This window comes from Marinobacter sp. MA (genome assembly GCF_048298425.1).
In the GTDB taxonomy this organism is placed as follows: Bacteria; Pseudomonadota; Gammaproteobacteria; order Pseudomonadales; family Oleiphilaceae; genus Marinobacter; species Marinobacter salsuginis.
The window spans coordinates 4,125,140-4,147,198 of record NZ_CP103058.1 but is presented as its reverse complement, the minus strand read 5'-3'; the positions used below and the strand labels follow the sequence as shown (position 1 = coordinate 4,147,198).

At 59.7% G+C, this 22,059-nt stretch carries 18 protein-coding genes; 5 read left to right on the top strand and 13 right to left on the bottom strand.

The genetic code is table 11. From position 1 onward, the window contains the following. Positions 1-10: 10 nt before the first annotated feature. Positions 11-2,518 carry an acyl-CoA dehydrogenase gene (locus NUW46_RS19145; protein ID WP_418140972.1) on the bottom strand — a complete coding sequence of 836 codons (2,508 nt, stop codon included), beginning with the start codon at positions 2,516-2,518 and terminating at the stop codon, positions 11-13. Positions 2,519-2,739: 221 nt separating this feature from the next. Here NUW46_RS19145 and NUW46_RS19140 point away from each other — a divergent pair, with 221 nt between their 5' ends. Beyond that, on the top strand, positions 2,740-4,383 hold the full coding sequence (locus tag NUW46_RS19140) for a methyl-accepting chemotaxis protein (protein ID WP_418140971.1): 1,644 nt from the start codon (positions 2,740-2,742) through the stop codon (positions 4,381-4,383). Here NUW46_RS19140 and NUW46_RS19135 read toward each other — a convergent pair. Both NUW46_RS19135 and NUW46_RS19130 read right to left on the bottom strand, forming a co-directional pair. Then, a complete protein-coding gene (locus NUW46_RS19135) occupies positions 4,373-5,263 on the bottom strand; it encodes a prenyltransferase (RefSeq protein WP_418140970.1) in 891 nt (296 codons plus the stop codon). The genes NUW46_RS19140 and NUW46_RS19135 overlap by 11 nt on opposite strands. Before the next feature lie 43 nt (positions 5,264-5,306). After that, positions 5,307-6,194: an AEC family transporter gene (locus NUW46_RS19130; protein ID WP_136630930.1), complete on the bottom strand. Its 888-nt coding sequence runs from the start codon at positions 6,192-6,194 to the stop codon at positions 5,307-5,309. Between the two features lie 210 nt (positions 6,195-6,404). Here NUW46_RS19130 and NUW46_RS19125 point away from each other — a divergent pair, with 210 nt between their 5' ends. After that, positions 6,405-7,589 (top strand): MalY/PatB family protein, encoded by a 1,185-nt coding sequence (locus NUW46_RS19125; RefSeq protein WP_418140969.1) that lies wholly within the window; start codon positions 6,405-6,407, stop codon positions 7,587-7,589. A 16-nt stretch (positions 7,590-7,605) separates the two neighbouring features. On the opposite strand, the gene NUW46_RS19120 is transcribed toward NUW46_RS19125, so the two are convergent. The 4 genes from NUW46_RS19120 to NUW46_RS19105 all read right to left on the bottom strand — a co-directional run bounded on the left by NUW46_RS19120 (position 7,606) and on the right by NUW46_RS19105 (position 12,372). Further along, the gene (locus NUW46_RS19120; RefSeq protein ID WP_153634102.1) at positions 7,606-8,151 is read right to left on the bottom strand and encodes a carbohydrate-binding protein; all 546 of its coding nucleotides are present in this window, start codon (positions 8,149-8,151) and stop codon (positions 7,606-7,608) included. Beyond that, positions 8,144-9,112, bottom strand: a complete 969-nt coding sequence (locus NUW46_RS19115) for a DMT family transporter (RefSeq protein ID WP_153634101.1) — start codon at positions 9,110-9,112, stop codon at positions 8,144-8,146. The genes NUW46_RS19120 and NUW46_RS19115 overlap by 8 nt, the downstream gene beginning before the upstream one ends. Positions 9,113-9,157: 45 nt before the next feature. Next, the gene (locus tag NUW46_RS19110; protein WP_418140968.1) at positions 9,158-10,543 is read right to left on the bottom strand and encodes a succinylglutamate desuccinylase; all 1,386 of its coding nucleotides are present in this window, start codon (positions 10,541-10,543) and stop codon (positions 9,158-9,160) included. A 191-nt stretch (positions 10,544-10,734) separates the two neighbouring features. Continuing rightward, entirely contained in the window at positions 10,735-12,372 is a 1,638-nt protein-coding gene (locus tag NUW46_RS19105; RefSeq protein ID WP_418140967.1) for an MBL fold metallo-hydrolase, read from the bottom strand. A 292-nt stretch (positions 12,373-12,664) separates the two neighbouring features. Between NUW46_RS19105 and NUW46_RS19100 the strand changes: the two genes are divergently transcribed. Next, positions 12,665-13,090 carry a thioesterase family protein gene (locus NUW46_RS19100; protein ID WP_069182314.1) on the top strand — a complete coding sequence of 142 codons (426 nt, stop codon included), beginning with the start codon at positions 12,665-12,667 and terminating at the stop codon, positions 13,088-13,090. On the opposite strand, the gene NUW46_RS19095 is transcribed toward NUW46_RS19100, so the two are convergent. The 5 genes from NUW46_RS19095 to NUW46_RS19075 form a co-directional block, all read right to left on the bottom strand. Further along, entirely contained in the window at positions 13,076-14,413 is a 1,338-nt protein-coding gene (locus tag NUW46_RS19095; RefSeq protein WP_418140966.1) for an MATE family efflux transporter, read from the bottom strand. The two genes, NUW46_RS19100 and NUW46_RS19095, sit on opposite strands and share 15 nt — an antisense overlap. Before the next feature lie 221 nt (positions 14,414-14,634). Then, complete coding sequence (gene tpx, locus NUW46_RS19090) at positions 14,635-15,132, bottom strand: thiol peroxidase (protein ID WP_136630924.1); 498 nt, start codon at positions 15,130-15,132, stop codon at positions 14,635-14,637. Positions 15,133-15,202: 70 nt separating this feature from the next. Then, complete coding sequence (locus NUW46_RS19085; RefSeq protein WP_209399463.1) at positions 15,203-16,423, bottom strand: Bcr/CflA family multidrug efflux MFS transporter; 1,221 nt, start codon at positions 16,421-16,423, stop codon at positions 15,203-15,205. A 236-nt stretch (positions 16,424-16,659) separates the two neighbouring features. Then, entirely contained in the window at positions 16,660-17,571 is a 912-nt protein-coding gene (locus NUW46_RS19080) for a LysR family transcriptional regulator (protein ID WP_349342199.1), read from the bottom strand. Positions 17,572-17,604: 33 nt separating this feature from the next. Further along, the gene (locus tag NUW46_RS19075) at positions 17,605-18,798 is read right to left on the bottom strand and encodes an alpha/beta hydrolase (protein WP_418140965.1); all 1,194 of its coding nucleotides are present in this window, start codon (positions 18,796-18,798) and stop codon (positions 17,605-17,607) included. A 163-nt stretch (positions 18,799-18,961) separates the two neighbouring features. Here NUW46_RS19075 and NUW46_RS19070 point away from each other — a divergent pair, with 163 nt between their 5' ends. Continuing rightward, positions 18,962-19,633, top strand: coding sequence for a haloacid dehalogenase type II (locus tag NUW46_RS19070; RefSeq protein WP_418140964.1), 672 nt, complete (start codon positions 18,962-18,964; stop codon positions 19,631-19,633). A 161-nt stretch (positions 19,634-19,794) separates the two neighbouring features. Here NUW46_RS19070 and NUW46_RS19065 read toward each other — a convergent pair whose 3' ends face one another. Further along, positions 19,795-20,946 (bottom strand): alpha/beta fold hydrolase, encoded by a 1,152-nt coding sequence (locus NUW46_RS19065; protein ID WP_418140963.1) that lies wholly within the window; start codon positions 20,944-20,946, stop codon positions 19,795-19,797. A 219-nt stretch (positions 20,947-21,165) separates the two neighbouring features. Here NUW46_RS19065 and NUW46_RS19060 point away from each other — a divergent pair, with 219 nt between their 5' ends. Beyond that, the gene (locus NUW46_RS19060) at positions 21,166-22,059 is read left to right on the top strand and encodes an acyltransferase (RefSeq protein WP_418140962.1); all 894 of its coding nucleotides are present in this window, start codon (positions 21,166-21,168) and stop codon (positions 22,057-22,059) included.

Genomic DNA, 22,059 nt, shown 5'->3' with positions numbered 1-22,059 from the left:
GATCTGCACCTTATTTCTCTTCCCGTGGCGGACGTTCGACGACCTTGCGCTTGCCCTTGGCGCAGCGTGAAAGCGCCTTCAGGCCATCGGCATCGAACGCATCCACGCGGATCACGTCGTAGAGTGCCTCCAGTGCTTCCAGCAGTTTGTCGCACTCGTCCGCCTTGACCACGCCCTGGGCGCAGGCCCAGTCCACCAGTTCCTTGCGCTGATGCCCCATGAGCAGGTCAATGCCGCCCAGTTCGTCCTCATCCCGATTACGCATGGCATCGTGCAGACGGCTGCGCATATCCGCCGTTTCATTCGCCAGCTTGTAGGCATTCAATACGCGGCCGAGCGGATCGTCCGGGTCCATGGTGGTGTAGGCGCCGCGACTGATGCGCTGGCGTACCGGGGTGTCTTTGACGATGGATTCCGCGACCTTTGCGCCGAGCTTGTCATCCGGACCGTTCAGGCCGGTGGCGCCCAGCGGGAACACCAGCAGACGCAGGGGCCAGCGCAGGGCCGGTACCGGGAAGTTGATGATGGCCTCGCGCATGGAGCCCTGGAGGTCTCTCAGGCAGGTCTTCAGGCACCATTCCACCAGCGGCCGCTGGTCGTCCGGGTAGCCTTCCTCATGCCACTGTTTGATGACGGCGGTGGCGTAGTACAGCTGTACCAGGCAGTCGGCCATGCGCCCGGAGAGCCGCTGGCGGGCTTTGAGGCCGCCGCCAACGGTCAGCAGGGTAACGTCAGTCATCAGGGCGAAAGCCGCAGAGAACCGGGCCAGTTGCCGGTAACAGGGCTTGATATCGCCCTGCCGTGGCACAGATTCAATCCAGCCTCGGGTCAGCCCCAGCAGTAATGCTCGCAGGGCATTGCGGGTGGTGTGGGCCAGGTGGCGATAGAAGATACCGTCGAATTTCTTGGCGGCTTTGTCTTCGTCTTCCATGCCCGCGGCTTCGATTTCTTCAACAATGAACGGGTGGCAGCGGATGGACCCCTGGCCAAAGATCATCAGGCTTCGGGTAAGGATATTGGCGCCTTCCACAGTGATACCGATGGGCACCGCCTGGTAGGCCCGGGCCAGGAAGTTGCGAGGCCCTGTGATAACGCCGCGGCCTGCCACCACGTCCATGGCGTGGTTGATGACTTCACGCATCAGATCGGTGTTGCGGTACTTCAGCACGGCGGACGGTACCGAGGGCCGCACGCCCCGGTCAAGCATCCCGGAAGTCAGCAGCCTCGCAGCGTCCATCATGTAGGTGTAGCCGGCGATGGGCTCCAGGGCTTCCTGCACGCCTTCAAACTGGCTGATGGTGCGGCCGAACTGTTCCCGGGTGTAGGAATAGGAACCGGTGGCCAGGCTGGCCACCTTGCCGGCACCGGTGCCGAGGGCGGGAAGGGAGATGGACCGACCAATGGACAGGCACTCCAGTAACATGGTCCAGCCTTTGCCAAGCATGTCCTGGCCACCGATCACCTGTTCCAGGGGGATAAACACATCGTTGCCCCAGGTCGGGCCATTCATGAAGACAGTGTTCATGGGCAGGTGGCGGGCACCGGCATTGACGCCCTCGGTGTCCCTCGGTACCAGCACGCAGGTAACGCCGATCTCGTCAGACTCACCCAGTAGCTTGTCCGGGTCGTAGACCTTGATGGCCAGGCCGATCAGTGTCGCCACCGGGGCCAGGGTGATGTAGCGCTTGTTCCAGGTGACTTTCAGGCCCAGCACTTCCTTGCCGTTCCACTGGCCCTTGCAGACGATGCCCTTGTCCGGGATAGCGCCGGCGTCGGAGCCTGCCACTGGTGAAGTCAGTGCGAAACAGGGAATCTCGTCGCCGCCGGCCAGTCTGGGCAAGTAGTGCTGTTTCTGCTCATCAGTGCCGTAATGCATCAGCAACTCACCGGGGCCGAGGGAGTTGGGCACCATCACGGTAACCGCTGCGGACACGCTCCGGGTGGAAATCTTCATCACGATTTCGGAATGGGCGGTGTTCGAAAAACCCAGGCCGCCGTCTTCTTTTGGGATCACCAGACCGAAAAAGCCGTTCTCACGGATAAATTTCCAGACCTTGTCCGGCAGGTCGTACTGTTCGTGGGTGATTTTCCAGTCGTCGAGCATGGCGCAGAGCTTTTCCACCGGACCGTCCAGGAAGGCCTGCTCTTCGCTGGTCAGATGCGCGGGCTTGGCGTCCAGCAGCTTGTTCCATTGCGGCTTGCCGGAGAAGAGTTCGCCGTCCCAATCCACCGAGCCGGATTTCAGGGCTTCAGCTTCGGTGTCGGAAAGTTTCGGGAGCCGGCTGCGCACCCAGCCAAGCAGGGGGCGGCTGAGCTTGTCGAGGCGCAAATCGCCGGGAATCACCAGTATCAGGGCCAGGGCCAGCAGAACGCCGCCGCACAGAATGCTGATCAGGTGCCATTCATCCTGGAACAGGCCCACAACGGTGGCAATGGACATGACGGCAGCGGCTGTGCTGCCCCCTATACCCAGATAGATCAGCACCAGGGCGCTGACCAGCAGGAGAAGAACACTCATGGGGAGACCTCCGTATCGTGAATGCAATCGCTCAGAATCAACTTTAACCATCGGTCAAAGTCCATGCGGTTGCAAGGGGTTCGGGGGCGGTATGTAAAGATTGATTGCAGTAATGAAAAGTCTTGTCAAAAAACCGGGCTGAAGAGGTTATTGATTGATCCAGACTGCAACTTTTAGAGAACACATAGCCTCATTCAATAAAAAGTGTCCGGAGTGTAAACATGTTTGGCCAGCTCACCGTTGCGAAACGCCTCGCCCTTGGCTTTGGTCTGATTCTGTCCCTGGTCATTGCGGTCAGTTTGATTGGCAACCAGCGGGTCGGTTTTATCGACCGGACCCTCACCGACGTGGGCGATGGCGCTGCCGTAAAACAGCGATACGCGATCAATTTTCGCGGCAGTGTCCACGATCGGGCCATCGCCATCCGCGATGCGGTGCTGGTGGAGAACGACCGGGATCTGCAACGGCACCTAGCCGACATCGAGCGGCTGAAAGCGTTTTACCGGGATTCCGCGGGCCCGATGGATGCCATGTTCCGGGAAGAAGGCGCAACCAGCCGGGAAAAGGAACTTCTGGCCGCGATTAAAGAGATAGAGCTCAGGGCCCTGACCCTGACCGACGAACTCCTAGATCTCAGACTGGCCGGCAACATCGACCGGGCCCGGTCGTTTCTGCTCAGCGATGTGTCCGGCGCCTACTCTGAGTGGCTGAAGCGGGTGAACGCCTTTATCGATTACCAGGAAGACGTGGTCACCACCGGCGTGGATGAAGTACGGGAGGCCGCCAGTACATTCAATGCGTTGAACCTGTCAGTGACCGGCCTTGCGGTGGTTCTGGGTGCTCTGGTAGCCCTGGTGATCATCCGCCGACTGAAGAAGATTCTTGGCGGTGAGCCGGAGGATGTTGCAAGGGCCATTCGCCATCTGGCTGATGGAGAGCTGGATCAGGATATTCAAACCGGATATCCCGACAGCGTGATGGGCGCGTTGCAGGATACAGTTGAGCGACTGGGCGGCATTATCCGGGAAGTCCGGTCTGCGGCCGAAGAGCTATCCAGTTCTTCGTCTGAACTTGAAAACACCTCGGACAACAACAGCCAGCAGATCCGTCTGCAGGCCAGCGAAGCGGAACAGATGGCCACGGCCGTGAACCAGATGGCGGCCACGGTGAACGAAGTGGCCGGATTCGCCGCCAGCGCTGCAACCGCCACCCAGAAAGCCGATACCGAAGTAGAAAGTGGCAATCGCGTGGTGCAGGAAACGGCTGCTTCCATCGGAGAGCTGGCCGAGACCCTGGAGCAGGCAACCCGGACCGTACAGCGGGTGTCGGAGGACAGCGCGAACATCGAGAAGATCATCGAGGTGATCAACGCCATCGCCGAACAGACCAACCTGCTGGCCCTGAATGCTGCAATCGAGGCGGCCCGGGCCGGTACACATGGCCGGGGCTTCGCCGTTGTGGCCGACGAAGTCCGTTCCCTGGCATCCCGGACCCAGGATTCCACCCGGGAAATTCAGGAAATGGTTGGAAACCTCCAGGCCGGTGCCGGCGAGGCGACCGAGGTTATGGAAAGCAGCCGGGAACTGGCGCGCACCACGGTAGACAAGACCAGTGAGGCGGAGGCTGCCCTGGCCAGAATCCGCAGCGAGGTCGGCGCCATCAACGACATGAACGCTCAGATTGCCAGTGCGTCGGAAGAGCAGAGTTCCGTGGCGGAAGAGGTTAACCGCAATATCAGCCGCATTCACGATGCCACGGTGGAAACTTCAGCCGGCTCTGAGCAGGTGGCCGGGGCCAGCCGGGATCTGGCGGTGCTGGCCGGGCAACTGCGTTCCCGGGTCAGTGTGTTCCGGTTTAAAGGCTGAGCCCGCAGATCAACAGCGCCAGGGTTGCGAGCAGCACCGCGACGTTGATTCCCAGGAGGGTATTCAGCTGTACCGGGTTGGCGAGCGCACCTGGCAGTTTGACACTTACCCAGATCGCTGCCGGCAGAGGCGCAAGGGCAAGAGTGGCCCATACCGGCAACCAGCCGATCCAGATTGCAGCCTCGAGAAGGCCGTAGCTGCTCAGTAACAGGAGCGCTACCAGGCGGGCCGCGGCTGGCTGCCCCAGGGTAATAACCAGATGCCGACGGCCGACTTTCCGGTCGGCGTCGGCGTCCGGAATCTGATTGATCAACAGCAATTCGCTGACCAGCAAAAGGCCGATGGCAGACACAGTCACGGCAGTTGCATCCAACCGTGCCCCCAGGGCGATCACGCTGCCGAGAATCATGACCGGGCCGAAGCCCAGCCCCGGAGCCAGCAGGCAAATCAGCGGAGAACGGGTAATCCAGCGGGTGTACGTGAGCACCAGTGCCACGCCGGCGGCGCCTAGCACCAGCATGGGCAGGCCCCGGAGCCAGAGGAAGTAGAGGCCAATGGCTATCACCAGTCCCAGGGTGCCAAACGCGGCCAGCAAAACCTGTCTGGCGGCCGAGGGCACTTCCGGCAAGGCTCCACTGCCGCCCGAGAACGGGGTGCGGCGGGTCATCAGATCCAGCCCGGAGGTAAAATCCTCGTATTCGTTGAGCAGATTCACGGCGGCATGAGCCAACAGGGCGCCAATCAGAACCAGGAGAGTATTGATCAGCGTCGGCGGTTCGCCCTGGTACCAGGCTACCGCCACGCCAAGTCCGGCGCACAGGGGGGCGAGTACCAGAAAATTGGGTCGGGAGGCGCGCACCACCGCAACGGTTTCAGACATCCGTTCTTTCCTCAGCTAACAGAGCCGGTCACCTGGCAGGCGTTCACACGTAGCCGGCGGCAAACACAAGGCCTAGCACAACGGGCATCACCACCAGACTGCCCAGGTTGCTTAATAATACCAGCGAGGCAACTGTATGTGGCTCCTGACGATACTGTTCCGCCACCATGTAATTGAGCACCGCCGGAGGCAAGGCTGCGAATACCCAGAGCGCCGCCACCTGCAACCCGGGAAGATCGAGAATCGCAATCATTGGCCAGGCCAGTAGCAGGCCGCTGGCAGGGCAGGCAATGGCCCCCAGCATGCCCATTTTCCAGTCGCTGAAATCGATATCCAGCATGCGCACACCGAGGGCAAAGAGCATCAGCGGAATGCACACACCACCGAGCATGTTCAGGGTTTCCAGCAGCCACTCCGGCAGGGGCACGCCGCCGAGATTGACCGACAGCCCGGCAATACTGGCAAAGACAATGGGCAGCTTAAGGCGTTTTACGATGGAGGTATGGGGGTCGAGCATGTACAACCCCACCGAAAAGTGCAGCAGCATTTCCACGATGAACAGCACGATGGCCGCCGGCAGGGCCTCATCACCGAAGGCCAGAACCAGCAGCGGAATGCCCATGTTGCCGGAGTTGTTGAACATCATCGGTGGCAGGAAGGTCTTCAGGTTCAGCTTCAGAACCTTGGCCAGTGGATACAGGACAATCCCCGATCCGAGTACAACCACGGTGGCGGCCAATGCCAGCCTGGCATACTCCTGCAGCGGGGCCTGCTGGTCTGCAAGCACGGCAAAGACCAGCATGGGTACAAACAGCTCCATGTTGAGAACGTTCAGCCCCTGGATGTCGGGCGTCCGATAGCGACCGTACAGGGCGCCGCAACCGGCGATGAGGAATACCGGCAACATGGTGGACAGGATCTGGCCAATCATTGAAAAGGCTCCGGGAGAAAATTCGGCATTGTTATTGGATAAACCGTTAGGTTCGCAAGTATTGCCCTGCCTGGGCAAGTGTTTATCGACAATGTTCGACCAAAGCCGGATATGAACACGTTGACGACATCTCTGGACGACAGTTGCGATGGTCGCCGGGGCCCACCACAATATCGTTTTTTACCACGTTATCTGCCCTGGAGAGTGCTTGTGTCCAGCCCGTTTGATCACCCCGTTCGCCGGGAACATACCTGTTCCGTCAAATTTGATGCCCGCAAGGCGGTTTTTGGCACCGAGGATGTGATTCCGGTCTGGGTAGCCGATATGGATTTCGCGGCACCGGAGGCGGTCACCCGGGCGTTGGCGGAGAGGGCCAAACATCCGGTTTATGGCTACACGCTGTTTCCGGACAGTCTATACCAGTCGATGATTGACTGGTTCGCCAGTCGCCATGGCTGGGAAATCCAGCGAGAGTGGATACTGATGGCGCCCGGCGTGGTGCCCTCGATCAACGCGGCCTGCATGGCTTACGCCGGTCCCGGTGAGGGGGTCATCATCCAGCCCCCGGTCTACCCGCCGTTTTTCAGTTCGGTGCGGCACAGTGGCCGGGTGGTGATCGAGAACCCGCTGGTGCCGGAAGATCCGGACACCGGAGACCCGGGCCACTACCGCATGGATCTGGATCACCTGGAGCAGTGTGCGGCCCGCCCCGATGCCCGAATTCTGCTGCTGTGTTCGCCCCATAACCCGGTTGGCCGGGTGTGGTCGGAGGAGGAGCTGGGGGCAGTTCTCGATATTGCGCGACGACACCAGCTGGTGGTGGTGTCCGACGAGATCCATTGCGACCTGACGTTCCGTGACAAGCCCCGCCACAGGATGCTGGCGAACCTGGCCGGCCCTGACGACGCACTGGTCACGGCAGTCGCACCCAGCAAAAGTTTCAACATGCCAGGGTTGGGTCTGTCAGCCCTTGTGATCCCCGATGCGGACCGACGCAAGGCGATGAAGACAGTGTTCGAGTCCATGCATCTGCCCCAGTGCAATCCGTTCAGTATTGCCGGGTTTGAGGCCGGCTATCGGCACGGCGGCCCGTGGCTGGACGACCTTATGGTCTATTTGCAGGCAAACCGGGACTATGTGGTGGAAGCTGTTGGCCAGCGACTGCCCGGTATTCGCGTATCCGCTCCCGAGGGCACCTACCTCATGTGGCTGGATTGTCGCGAGCTGGGCCTGGACGATGCGGGCCTGAAACGCTTTTTCGTCCGGCAAGCCGGGGTGGGCATGAACCCGGGGATCTCCTTCGGCGATCCGGGCAGCGGCTTTATGCGCCTGAACATCGGCTGCCCGCGATCGGTTCTGGAAGAGGTTTTCGGCCGGATAGAAGCGGCTCTCTGACTACTGGCCAGGATGGTTACTGGCGCTCCATGGAACAGTGATCCTCCACCAGTTTCCAGCGCGGAGGCTTGTTCATGCCGGGCATATCGCCATTGGTTGGCCGAATGGCCTCCCAGATCTGACCGCCATGGGTAGCGAGGCTGCCAACCGTGTAGCTTTTGGAGAAGAGCCATGGATCGGGCCGGACGCACATGCCGGAAGCCGTCTCGCCCCGCTTGCTCTTGCCGGCAGTCTGGCTGGTACCGGCCTCGGGTCCCTGTTGACCTTCTTCGGTCTGGGACTGTTCAACCGCTTGCTTACGGCCCTCGCAGTCCGGCACAGAATCCAGCTCTTTCCAGTCGAAGGTAATGCCTGGCTCCAGCCCCTGATGCAGTTCGCGGGATTCGTACCAGTTGCCTTTGTGAAACACTGCGGAGCCTGCCGGGTAGTAGCGGCTGGGTACCCACTTGGACTCTTCAGGATCGCAGGGTTCTGCGGCAGCCGGCAAAGACAGGCCGGCGGCCAGAAGGACCAGAACCAGGCAAAAGAAGCTGTGAGCGTTTCCTGGGATAGATCTAATCATTGGGGTCTCCTTTTGCTGACTGTTCTGGGGTTGGGTAGTGGGTGCGTTTTCGGGTCTGCGTGGCCAGCACCAGCCCGGCAAGAATCAGCGCACCTCCAATAATGTGAAACAGCCCGAGGGATTCGGCCAGGAAAATGCTCGCCAGAATCGAGGCGAAGACAGGCGTCAGGTACATGAAGATGGCCGCTCGGGCCGGGCCAATTTTATGCACACCATGATTCCAGAATCCATAGGCCAGGATCCCCGGGAAGATTGCGAAATACAGGAGTGGCAGTGCCGTGCTCCGGGAAAGCTCGAAGCCACCGGAAAAGAAAATCAGATCGGTCAGGTAGAACGGCAGTACAACCAGGGTTCCCAGAAGGATCTGCGTGGTCAGAAAGGTCAACGCAGGCAGAGGCACGGCCTGTCGCCGCAACAGCACTGAAAACAGTCCCCAACTGAATACCGCCGCCACCATGATCAGATCCCCCGGCTGGGCTTCAAGGCTGGTCAGCACCGAGAGGTCACCGCGGGCGATTACGGTAACGATGCCTGTAATGGCCAGGGCTATCCCGAAGGCCTGGATCGGACGGGTGCGGTCCCCGAGCAGAATCCACGCCAGCAGTGCGACGAAAATGGGAATGGTGGCGTTGATCAGGGCAATATTGGTGGCGGTGGTTGTGGTGGCCGCCAGATACAGCAGAGTATTGAACGCGCCAACACTGAAAGTCGCCAGGGCCAGCATGGAGCCGAAGCGCTGACGGATAACCTCGCGGTGGCGCCAGATTCCCGGAAGCCCGAAAGGCAGCAGGATAGCCAGGGCGATCACCCAGCGCCAGAACGACATGGAGAGTGGCGGTATGCTCTCTACCGTGCCCCGGGCCACAACCGCGTTGCCGGCCCAGAACAGGGGTGTAAGAACCAGGCCAATGTAGGCCAGGCCGGGAATACGCGACAAGACTCCGGCGTTCTCGGAAGACACAAAGGCTCCTGTGGGGTTGGTGGTGCCCGAAAAAAGCCTAGCATACTACTCTCCGGGAACTTCTGCCTCCGTACCAATGTGGTAGGCGGCGAAACCGGCCATCACCACCTGATCCACGGCCATGCCGATAACCCGGCCATCGCTGGTGGACCGAATCGGGTGCTGGGCATTGGTGATCGGGTCGGAGACGTAACCGAGAATTTCCCCTTCCGACACGTTTGCCCCCAGCTCGATTTCGCTGAACAGGATTCCGCCGTGGTCCGCGCGGATCCAGTCGGAATCGTAATAGACCGGCTCCGGATCGCCCCAGACGAACATCCGGGAGATCATGCCCTGGCGTTCCATCAGGCTGGTCAGGCTGTTCACGCCGGCGCTGATCTGGTGTTGCTGGATGCGGTGAGACTCGCCGGCTTCCAGGGTGACTGTTCGAATCCCGGCTTCCACAGCCGCCGTGCGCAGCATGCCTGCCGAACCTGTGCTGTGCACCACTGCCATGCGATCAAAGCCGCGAGTGAATTCCGCCACGTCCGGGTTGTTCATGTCGGCACGAAGTTGCGGCAGGTTTGTGCGCTTCAATGAGCCGGTGTGGATGTCCACCAGCATGTCGCACTTGCGAATCACGTTTTCGAACAGCGAATGCGCAATACGGTCGGCCAGGCTGCCGTCGGGGCTGCCCGGGAAATGCCGGTTGAGATCGCGACGATCGGGCAGATACCGGCTGCCCTGCTGGAACCCCGGCAGGTTCACGATCGGCACACCCACCACCGTGCCCGACAGTTTTTCGGGGTTCAGGTCATACATGGTCTGGCGGATGATCTCGATGCCATTCAACTCATCCCCGTGGATGGCGCCGGTGAGGCACAGGGTGGGGCCGGCGTTGATGCCGTTGACCACCAGAACCGGGGTTGTCTGGGACAGGCCGGCAATCTGGATGCCGGGTGTCCACGCCAGGCGGGTAGAGGTGCCAGGCATGACATCGTTGTCGAGCAGGGTAAACACCTTGCCCTCGCGAATCTCGGGTTGCGGCTCGGGTTCAGCCAACGCTTCCGTTGCCATGACCTCGGATTCGGCAGCGTCCGCATCGGTTTCAGGCGGCGCAGAGGCCTGCGCCTCGGGTGGTGGCGCTACCTCTTTCAGATCGATGTTCGGAGCCACCTTGCGGGAAGCTGATGAGGGGGTATCAACACCGGCACCGCCCCGTGAGGCTTTTGGTTTCGGGGCTTTTTCTTTCTGTCCGTCCCGCTGCAGCGGAGCCGAATGCTCGACATCCTCGACGCTCTCGTCTTCGGCCAGCTCCGCAATCAGCACCTCGGATTTTTTGCCGGCTTCTTTCGAATCGGTTTCGGCAAACAGGGGGGCCGAGAGCCAGGGAATAACCAGTGCAATCAGCAGGGTCCGGTGGGATGGTTTTTCAAGCCGCTCAAACAGCATATTTCCTCACGGTTCGTCAGTGTGCGCTCAAGGATAGAGTGCCTCTGGCGGTCATGAATACTGCTGTGACAAAGGTTTAATGCCACTTTCATGAAATCCGGGCAAGTGTTAACGGCAACAGTTATACGCCCCAAAAGCGAGCAACTATATGGTTATTTTGCGAAATCCGGTGTGCTTTCGTTACTGCCGCGTTAGCTGTCGTGTACGGCATGCCACAGGTCGTGCTCCCGGAACGCCCGGTGCTCGGCCTCCAGTTTCAGCAAATGCGCCAGTGCTGACCGCGCCGCAAGGCCATGGATGGCGGCCGGAACATCGTCATAGGCTTTCGCTGTGAGGGTTTTCAGATCCACTGGAGCCAGCGCCTCCAGCGCCCGGGCCACCTTGTGCTCACGGGACAATCGATGGGTAATCAGGAAATCAATCACGGCCTCGGGATGGCCCATCAGGAAACCGTGTGCCGGCGCAATGTAGCGAACGGGCTCGGCCAGCAACTCATAAAGCGACTCGATATACGCCTTCATGTCGCCGTCCGGCGGATTAATCACCACCGTTGAGCCCTGCATGATGTGATCGCCGGAAAACAGCAGCTTCTGCTCGGTCAGCAGAAAACACAGGTGGTTCGAGGCATGGCCCGGGGTATGCAGCACCTTCAGAATCCCGGCCTCGGTCACAATCAGATCGCCGTGCTCCGGCTCATCGTCGGCACGGAAGGTCTGGTCTTGCCCCGCACCTTCGGGCGCCGGCCAACCGAATACCCGGCAGCCGGTGCGCTCTTTCAGGGCGGCTACGGCCGGCGAATGGTCCTGATGCGTGTGGGTCACCAGAACCTGATCAACCACGCCACCGGTCACCTCCAGAATCCGCTCGATATGAGACTCGTTGGCGGGACCTGGATCAATCACCGTGAAACGCTCATGGCCCAGGATATAGGTGTTGGTGCCCGGCCCCGTCATCATGCCCGGATTGGGCGCCGTCAGCCGGATCACCCGGGCCGCAACCTCAACCGGTTCACCGGGAATAATCTCTGCCCGGGTTGAGCCTTCACCTTCCGGATCCAGCTTCGCCGCCTCATCATAGGCTGGCGCCCCCGGTTCCAGCGTCACCGCCTTGCCCTTTTTCAGGGCCGGCCAGGGCTGACTCGGGTAGGGCTCCGGCGGATTGGCATGGGCGTAGCGCATCAGCGCCTCAGTGGTGTCGAAATCACTGAGCACCCGCAGCGTCCGGATCGTCGGCAACCCCAGCAACCGCTGGCCATTCCGATGATCCTCAAGGGCCTGCTCCGGGCGAATCCAGACATGATCAATGGTCTCCACCCCGTCATGACTGGCCACCTGGCCATCGGGAGCGGGGGTTACAAAAAACCGCGTATCAAAACGCCTTGGTGGTCCCGGTGGCGTGATCCAGTGGCCCAGATAAGCCAGCCGGTCCAGGGGAATCGCCAATTCGTGTTTTTGGCACAGACTCGCCAAAGACAGCTCGCCGTCGAACACGGACTTTCGGTCAGCGTGGACCGGATGATCCCCGGCTATGGGAAGCCCCTGCTTGTCCACGGCAACCAGAACCCCGGACTCCTCAAAACACTCCCGAACCGCCGCCAGCATGTAGTCCGCGCCGCCCTCATCGACACTCATGGTCTGACTTATCTCGGCGTCTACCGCCCCAACAACATGATCCTGACCGTGAGCCTCGTTTTCCTCGACCCGACCGCCGGGGAATACAAAATAACCGGGCATAAACACGGCGTCCCAGGTACGTTGCAGCAGCAGGACTTCAAGGCCTTCGGCCGTGTCTCGAACCAGAACCAAGGTGGCAGCAGGGCGAATATCCATAAAACTCCATTTTCAAATATTTATTGCCAGTGCGCGGGAGTGATACGAACGATGGCAGGGAAGGGCTTTCCAAAACTGTCTGTCGCCAGGGATGGCGACAGTCAAGCGTCACATGGACGTGCCGAAAGGAGCGTGTTTTGGAAAGCCCTTCCCTGCCGTCGCTCCACCAAAACCAACGGCGCGGAGATCTCATAGCAAGATAACCGATTTGGGACGGGGCGTCTTGAGATGAACACTAAAGTCGAACAGCGTATGATTCGCCCCAAGATACGAAACGAAAACAGGAACCCCCGTGGCCCGAATCAAACTCTCCTTCCCGGACGACGTCTTCTGCTTCGAAACCAGAATGCCGGTCAGAATCACCGACATCAACGGCGCCAACCACCTTGGCAACGACGCCCTGATCTCCATGCTGTCCGAAGCCCGGGCCCAGTTCCTGGTCAGTTATGGCATCCAGGAAGCCAGCAAGGATGGCACCGGCATCATCGTCACCGACCTGGCCACCATGTATCAGTCCGAATCCTTCTTTCCGGAAATGCTCAGGTTTGAAGTAGGCGTTATGGACTTCAACAAGTATGGCGGGGATTTCGTATTCCGGGTCACCAAGGCCGAAAGCGGCCAGCCCGTGGCCCTGGCGAAATACGGCTTCGTCTTCTTCAACTACCACCGCAAAGAAGTGGTACCAATACCCGAAAGCTTCCGTTCACGCTTTGCCTGAGGCCACCTCGGCCTTCAAGTGCGCCATGCCGGACCGGTAAAAGCTGTACGCCATGGCGCCGGCAAACAGATTGCCGACCAGCGCACCACTCATCAGGCCATAGATGCCATTGATCTGGCTGCCCAGCCAGAGCAGAGGCAGAAAGCACAGAAACAGGCGCAGGGTGGACACCAGCAGGGCCCGCATTGCCAGCCCCAGGGCATTGCACACCGACACCATCAGCATACACACGCCCAGACCGCTATAACTGAGCGGCACCCGCAACAGATAGCCGGCCAGAACCTCCTGAACGTCACCGTCGCTGGAGAACAGCTCGGACACCAACCCCGATGCCACCACCCAGGCCAGGCCAATGGCCAATTGCCAGACCACCACGAAACGCACGGCCAGACGAACCAGCTTCCGGATCTGCTCGATATCGCCAGCCCCCAGCATGCGGCCAATCATCGGTGGCATCGACATGGTCAGTGCCAGTACCACCACAATCGAGAAGAATTCCAGGCGGGTGCCCAGGCCCCAGGCGGCCACCGCGGCCGAGCCGAATCCCGCTACCAGGGCCGTCGCCAGCATCGCCGAAACTGCCGGCATCAGTTGGCTGACCATGGCCGGCGCCATGATGCCGTTGAGCTGTTTCAGGGCCTTCCAGAGCGCAAGCTCCTGAAGATCGAACCGAACCCAGTGGCGTTTCAGGAGTTTCGGGTAGATCACCAGGCAGCCGATACCGAAAGAGGTCACGGTAGCCCAGGCGGCGCCGGGCAGTCCCCAGCCGAAAACGAAGATGTACAGCGGGTCCAGGGCGATGTTAGTCAGGCTCGTGGCCACCATCATGTACCCGGGCAATTTGGTATCGCCGTGGGACCGGCAAACGCTGTAGCCGAAGTACAGGAAGGCCCCGGTCCACGCCGCCATCAGCCAGGGGACCCAGTATTGCCGGACCAGTGGCAGCAGTGATTCCTCCGCGCCCAGGGCGGTCATGATGTGCTCCTGCAGAAACCACAGGGCCACACAGATGACGAAAACGAGGCTGCCGCCAACGGTGATGATCAGCCCGCCCAGGCGATAGGCTCTAATCTCATCGCCAGCACCCAATGTGCGGGAGACGATCGCCGTGGTGGCAATACCCAGACCCACTTGAAGGCCGATGATCAGTTGCTGCATCGGCAGGGTAAAGCCCAGGGCCGCCAGCGGATCCCGACCCAGTTGACCCACGAAGGCACTGTCGGCCAGCTGGAAGGTCATCAGGGACAGTACCCCGAAGAGCATGGGCCAGGTCATGCTGTAGAGCTGGCGGGCCAGGGATGGGTTTTGGGTGGTGGTCTGCACTGGTTTTTGATGCCTTGGGTTTGGCTGGGAGGCGAGATTCTAACAGGTCTGGCTTTTGGTGTTAGCAAAGGTGCCGGAGCGACCCGCCAGGAGACGCCGTAAACCCATCCCTGGGGGCTTGGCATTGCCATCCATGGCAATGACACTCCTGGCGGGCCGCTCCGGCACCTTCGCCCCAACTTTTGGTGGTCTTTCCAACTGCAGAGCTTTAGTTCGAGCGCTTAAAGCACCTTCAGCGCCGCATCGTAATCCGGCTCGTTCTTGATCTCATCAACCAGCTGGCTATGGATTACCTTGTTGTTTTCATCCAGTACAACCACCGCCCGGGCGCAGAGACCGGCAAGGGGGCCGTCCTGGATGGCGACGCCGTAATCCTGCTGGAAGCTGTAGTTCCGGAAGGTGGAGAGGGTTTCGACGTTTTTCAGGCCTTCAGCGCCGCAGAAACGGGCGGCCGCGAAGGGCAGATCGGCGGAAACGACCAGTACCACGGTGTTGTCCAGGCTGCCGGCTTTTTCGTTGAATTTCCGGGTAGACGCAGCGCAGACGCCGGTGTCGATACTGGGGATGATGTTCAGGATCTTGCGCTTGCCGGCCCAGTTGTCGAGTTTGACTTCTTCCAGGCCGCTGTTGGTCAGGGTAAAGGGAGGCGCGTTGTCGCCTGTTTCGGGAAATTTGCCGCTCAGTTCAATGGGATTGCCGTCCAGGTTAACGCTGCTCATAGTCTTAGCTCCTCGGTGTCTGGTTTAGAGTGTTAAGTACTCTGTGTAGACCACTTTGGATGATTTTGCCTTAATTGCCGGTCGCGCCTTGTGGCTCGAAACCTTTTGCAGGATAACGCTGAACCAGCACCAGATAACAGCCCATGGCGATGGCGGCGCAGGCTGCAATGATCAGGGCCATGACCAGAGAGGTGCCGTCGTGCAGATGGCCGACCAGCATGCCAGCGATGGCGGCAACGGCCATCTGGGTGAAGCCGAACAGGGCAGAAGCGGAGCCCGCCATGCTCGGGAAGTTGGCCAGGGCGCCGGCCATGGTCTGGGGCAGCACCATCCCGGTTCCGATCATGAACAGGGCCTGGGGCAGGATCACCGCCCAGACGTTGAACACTTCACTCAGTGCCAGCACGGCCATCAGACTGCCACCAGCCACGGCAATGATTAGTCCCCGCATCAGGATCTGGTCCGGCAACAGGCGACGGCCGAGACGGACGGCAGTCAGGTTTCCTACGATGTACCCGGCCACCATGCACGCAAAGTAAAGACCGAACTGCTCGGTTGGCACGCCCAGGAAATCGATCAGGACGAACGAAGAACCAGACAGGAAGGCGAACAGACCGGAAAAAATCAGCGCATTGGTCAGGGTGTAGCCCACGAAGCTGATGTCCTTCGCGATAGTCCGATAGTTCCGCAGCAGACTGCAGAGCTTCAAAGATTGCCGATGCTCCGGGCGCATGGGCTCGGGAATGCCGAAGGCCACTACCAACGCCATGACCAGGGCATAGCCACCCAACGCCAGGAACACAGAAGCCCAGCCAAGGCTGGCGGTTAGTAGACCACCAATGGTCGGCGCCACGGCCGGCGCCAGGGCCATGATGCTGGCCAGAATCGCCAGGATCTTCGCGGCTTCGCGAGGTGTATAGATATCCCGAATCGCCGCTCGGCCCAGAACCGGGCCAGCAGAACCACCGAGGGCCTGCAAAAAACGGCAGAGAATCAGGGTTTCAATATTGGTCGCCAGGGCACAGCCAATACTGGCGATGGCGAACAGCACGAAACCACCAATCATGATCGGCTTGCGACCAAAACGGTCCGCCAACGGACCGCAAATCAGCTGAGCAATGGCAAACCCCACCAAATAAAGACTCAGCGTCAGCTGAACCTGATCGGTACCAGTGCCAAAGTCTGAACCAATCTGTGGCAGCGCCGGCAGATACATATCCGTCGCCAGCGGCCCAAGGGCCACAGCGGCGGCGAGAAGTATCGTTGTCCAGACACTGGTTAAAGTCAGCATGGTTTTCCTGATGTGTTATCTCAAAAAGTCCAACAGGCCGGGTCGGGTAGGGCTCTCCAAAACTGTCTGTCGCCATGGATGGCGACAGTCAAGCGTCACATGGACGTGCCGCAAGGAGCGTGTTTTGGAGAGCCCTACCCGACCCGGCCGACACGGGAGTAAACGCAGTCTAGGGCAGAAGGAGATGGAAGATAACGGCAAGAAGGCTCATACAACCTATGAGCAAAACTAATTGATTAACTTTTCAGACCGTTGAGCGTAGCGGCCACGGCATTCACCTGATTGCGCAGCCACTTGTGGGCAGGGTCATTCTGATTGCGGCGATGCCACAGCATGAGCAAGGTGAACGGCTTGAAATCAAAGGGCAGGGGAACCCAGGCGAAGTCGCGAAGTAAGTGTTTGCTCATGCCTTCAGGCGCCGTCGCCAGCATGTCGGTACCCCGCAGAAACTCAGGCAGACCCGAAAAATTGGACACCGTCACCACATTGCGACGAACCAGTCCACGCGCCTCAATCGCGGTTTCCACCGTGGGTTTCTCGCCGGTAGCGAATAACAGGGCGATGTGGTCTGCCTTCAGGTATTCCGGCAGATCCACTGGTGGTTTCCGGTGTTCGGGATCGTAGAACACCACCATCCGATCAGCCATCAAGCCCCGCTGCATAATGTCCGTCGCCTCCGGCGCGTGGGGCGAAATCACCAGATCGCATACATCCTTCCGCAACAGGTCAGCCCGGGGAATGCCAGAAGGAATAACCTGCAGACTGATACCCGGGGCCTCTTGCCGCAACGTACGCACGAGACCGGGCAGCAGAAGATCTCGCTGGTAGTCATTGGCAGCAATTGTGAACGTGAACTCGGCCGTGGCAGGACTGAACGGAGGGCCAGAAGACAGCGACTGCAGGTCGTCCAGAATCTGGCGAACATGGGGGCCTGCCTGGAGTGCGTAGCGGGTTGGCACAATGCCTCGCCCCGACTTCACGAACAGCGGATCGCCCAATGCCTGGCGGAGGCGTTCCAGGGTGTGACTCACCGCGGACTGGGTAACGCCTAGCCGAACCGCAGCGCGGGACACGCTGCCTTCATCAAGCACTGCCAGAAACGTGCTCAGGGCCCGGAAATCCAGGTTGAATGTATCAATCGGGTTCATGAATGGCAGTGTAACCCGATGCCCGAGGTGGCGCTACGGCCTCTCGGCTGAAGCGTGTGAATGAATAAATGCCCCAATCGCCTCTGCCAGATCATCGAACCAGGGGTTGTAGGTCAACCGGCTGGTGTATACCGGGCGTTCCGTGTCGTGCCAGGCACTGAACCAGAGGTCTTGCTCCGGCAGCCGGCGGCAACCCTCGAGGGAAATATTGTTCGGTTCCAGGCAGCGTTGCAGCGGCGCCCCCAGACCATAGAGCTCATTGTCAGGCGAGATCAGCAGGGATTGATGAGAGAATTCCAGAATATTGGCATCAGGCAGGTAGCTGTTCATAAACCGGATGCGTTCATCAGCCTGTGCGTCGGGCCACGGGGTGCGGCTATCCCGAAAAATCATCATGGCGTTCCCGGGCTGGCGGAACCGTTCCCGGAACTGAGTGACCAGATACTCGAGATTGATTACCGAGTCGGCCTCTGTCGCAGCCAGGAACAACGGCATATCAATATTTTCCTGTTGGACGATGCGGCCCTGAGCTGACGAGATAACATCGCCGATCTGACTGCCGGCGTTAAACGAAAACGACTCGTATTTTACCGGGTTCAGCTCCGGCTCTTTCTCCACAAAGTCACCAAACACGTCGGCAATTGGCGCCAACCAGAGGTAGTCCCGAAGACCGTTGAGCTGCCAGGCGGGTGCGACCGCAACCAGGCCCGCCGGTCTGGGCCCGGTTTCCGAAAGGGCATAATCCGTGGCCAGAGCACCACCCAGTGAAAAGCCCCCAATAAACGCCCGGTCCACCTCCTGCGACAGGGCCACGAAGTGATTGCGCACCTGCTCGCGCCACACCTCGGCACTGGCCGTCACCATATCGCCGGGCCGTGTACCATGCCCCTGCAGCAACAGGGTCCGGACTTCAATGCACTGATCCGCCAGGTAACGGGCCAGATCCCGGAACACAAAGGGCGAATCGCTCAGACCGTGCACCAGCAACAGCCCGGTGTGATCTCCGGAGTTGCAGTCGGCGGCCGGCGATAACCGGTATGGCAGGTTCCACAACACCTGTTGCTCCCGCTTAAACCCTTCCACCGGCACCAGATTGGTATCGACATAGGCTTTGGCAGATTCGACATAGCGGTCGAAATCGGACACGGGTTCGGCGCCCAATGTTGAGGGCCCGGGCGTATAGAGTTGAGTGCTGGTGGCGCAGGCAGCAAGGGTGCCCAGCGCCAATAGAATGAACAAATTCCTGAGAATAGTCATAGCCGGCGAGAGAATTGCGCTCCTTTCGTCCCTACTGATGTCATTACCGCCTGTGTTGAGTGATCGTTCAAATCCCGATACTGTGACTTCAGTATACGACCCCGAACCCCCTTCCGGATGAGGAGCCCCACTGATGAGCATGACCCTCGCTTTCGACGTTTACGGAACCCTGGTCGACCCCATGGGCATGTCCCGCCTCCTGGCGGAGGACGCTGGCGAAAGGGCAGAAGCCGTAGCTGCACTGTGGCGGGAGAAACAGTTGGAGTTCTCATTCCGAAAGGGCCTGATGAAAGCCTACGAAGACTTCGGTGTCTGCACCCGGCAAGCCCTGCGCTACGCCATGGCCACCCACAAACTGGCCCTGTCCGAAGAACGCGAAAGCGACCTGATGGCGGCCTACCTGTCCCTGCCCGCCTTCGACGATGCCTTGCCGGCACTGAAAACACTGAAAGGGCAGTATCCGCTGTTCGCGTTTTCCAATGGAAGTTATCCCGCGCTGGAGAAGGTATTGGGGCATAACGATCTGTTGGACCAGTTTGAAGGCCTGGTGTCAGTAGATGACATCAAAACCTTCAAACCCGATCCGGCTGTCTACACCTATGCCCGTAGGGCCACGGGCTGTTGGGAAAAGCCCTTGTGTCTGGTTTCGAGCAATGCCTGGGATGTCATCGGTGCCCGGGCTGCAGGATTACTCGCCATCTGGGTACAGAGGGATCCGGATAAAATTTTTGAAGATTGGGGCATACAGCCTTCAGCAGTGATCAACAGTCTTTCAGAGCTAGAGGCAATCCTGAAGAACCTCTGAAGCAAGAGGAGGCAGGTGTCGGGAGCGCTTTCCAAAACTGTCTGGCGCCAAGGATGGCGACAGTCAAGCGTCACATGGACGTGCCGCAAGGAGCGTGTTTTGGAAAGCGCTCCCGACATCTGCCGGCGAACTCTAACCTCCGAAGTGTCCGAGGCAGAAAATCAGTCCGACCGCAAAGCCAACCACTCCGCCAACTCCAGCCAACTCTGACGAGGCGCCTTGCTCCCCGCAAGAATGCCCATATGCCCACCCGGCACAACCCGAAACGTCTTGTCGGTAGAGCTCACATGATCCATCACCCGCTTGGCCGCACCCGGCGTCACGAGCGTATCGTCGCCGCCTGCGATAGCCAGTAAGTTGGCACTCACATTATCCAGCCTGGCGATATCCTCGCCGATCTGGATTTCACCTTTCGACAGTTGGTTGTCGATCCACACCCGCACCACCGTGTCCTGAATGATCCCGCCGGGATAGGCCACCATACGGTCCAGAAACGCCGACGTGGTCGCGTGGCTGGTGACAAACTCCCGGTCACCCAGTCGGATAATCAGCTCCCAATAGCTCATCACGCTGGCAATCGGATTGGTCAGCTTGAACCCGATGGTGTTGGCCCAGCCCGGGGTATGAAACCAGTGCGGTTTCACATCGTGAAGACGGAACCCGGTGCGCTTGCGCACAAAGCCGGCCACATCCGCCATACGCTGGTTCAAAAGCCCTAGAATCCCCGACGCGTGACTGTCAATCGGCGATCCCAGCACAATGGCGTTGCGCACGTGTTGATCGTTGCTGAGCGCTGAATAGAACAACGTAAACATGCCACCCATGCTCCAGCCATGCAGCGACAGCTCCTGCTCACCGCTGTGCTCCCGAACCCGGTTAAGGTACGCCGGTAACAGCTCCGCCACATAGGTATGCAGGTTGTAGTGACTGTGCTCCCGCGTTGGCATGCCCCAGTCAATCAGATAGACCTCGAACCCTTTGGCGCGAAGAAATCGGACCAGACTGCGTTGGGGAAACAGATCGTAAATCAGCATGTTTACCGCCAGTGGCGGCACGATCACAATCGGGGTCTTGTGGGCTGTCCGCTCCACCGCAATGGTCTCACCGTCCAGCTCGATGAAATCCTCGGCCAGCGGCGGATAGTAGCGCAGGCTGACCAGGCCATCGGTATGGAGCGTCTCAAACGGCGTCTGTCCGGCCTGGACCAGACTGGCGGCTCGGAAGATACGGTCGAAGGCATTGCCGGCATAGAGGGCCGTTTGCCGGGTAACGCCTGCCGCGCGGTCAGCAGCTGATTTGAAGAGATTGGGCATGGGGGTATCCATGGAGAATTCGAAGCACACTTTACTGATTTATGAAGACCTGGTCTTGCAGGTTGCAAACCGGGATTATCCATGGTGAGGCGGAAATCACCATGGCAGAAGTGTCCAAAGCGAAGGGCAAACCGGTCACTTCAGGCCACTGCCCAAGGGGCCCCGGGGTTGCTATCATTAGCCCCCATTTGCAAAGAATAACCAGAAAACAGGATCGCCATGCTCAGCTTTCTACCCGCCCCCGTGATTGGTGTCATCAATTCCATCCTGCTGGGGATCAACACCCTGTTCTGGTGCATCCTGCTCTACATTCCGGCCATCCTGAAACTCATCATCCCCATCACCGGTTTCCGGGTTCTGTGCACCAAGGTGATTATCTGGATCGCCGAGGCCTGGGTGGCCTGCAACACCGGCTGGATGAAGCTGACCCATGGCACGAACTGGGACGTGAAAGGGGCCGAAAACCTGAAGCGGGAAAGCTGGTACCTGGTATTGGCTAATCACCAGAGCTGGGTGGATATCTTTGCCATGCAGCGGGTGTTCAACCACCGGGCGCCGTTTCTCAAATTTTTCCTCAAGCAGCAGCTAATCTGGGTACCGGTCATCGGTCTTGCCTGGTGGGGCCTCGATTTCCCATTCATGAAGCGTTACACCCGGGAATATCTGATCAAGCACCCGGAGAAGCGGGGCGAGGATCTTCGTTCAACCCGCCGGGCCTGTGAGAAGTTCCGCTATACCCCGGTGAGCGTCATGAACTTTGTGGAAGGCACACGGTTCACCCAGGCCAAACACGACAAGCAAAAGTCGCCCTACAAGCACCTGCTGACACCCAAGGCCGGCGGCGCCGCCTTTGTGCTCGACGCCATGGGCGACTCTATCCAGACGCTGGTGGATGTGACCATCGCCTATCCGGGTGGCGCCCCCACCTTCTGGGAGTTTATCTGTGGCCGGGTGAAGGAAGTGAAACTGGAAATCCACACCGTTGATATCCCGGACCACCTGAAAGGCCGGGATTACTCAACGGATGCGGAGCACCGCCGAAACGTGAAGAACTGGCTCGGAGAGATCTGGAGCCAGAAGGATGAGAAGTTGGACAGCATGCTGTCCTCCTGA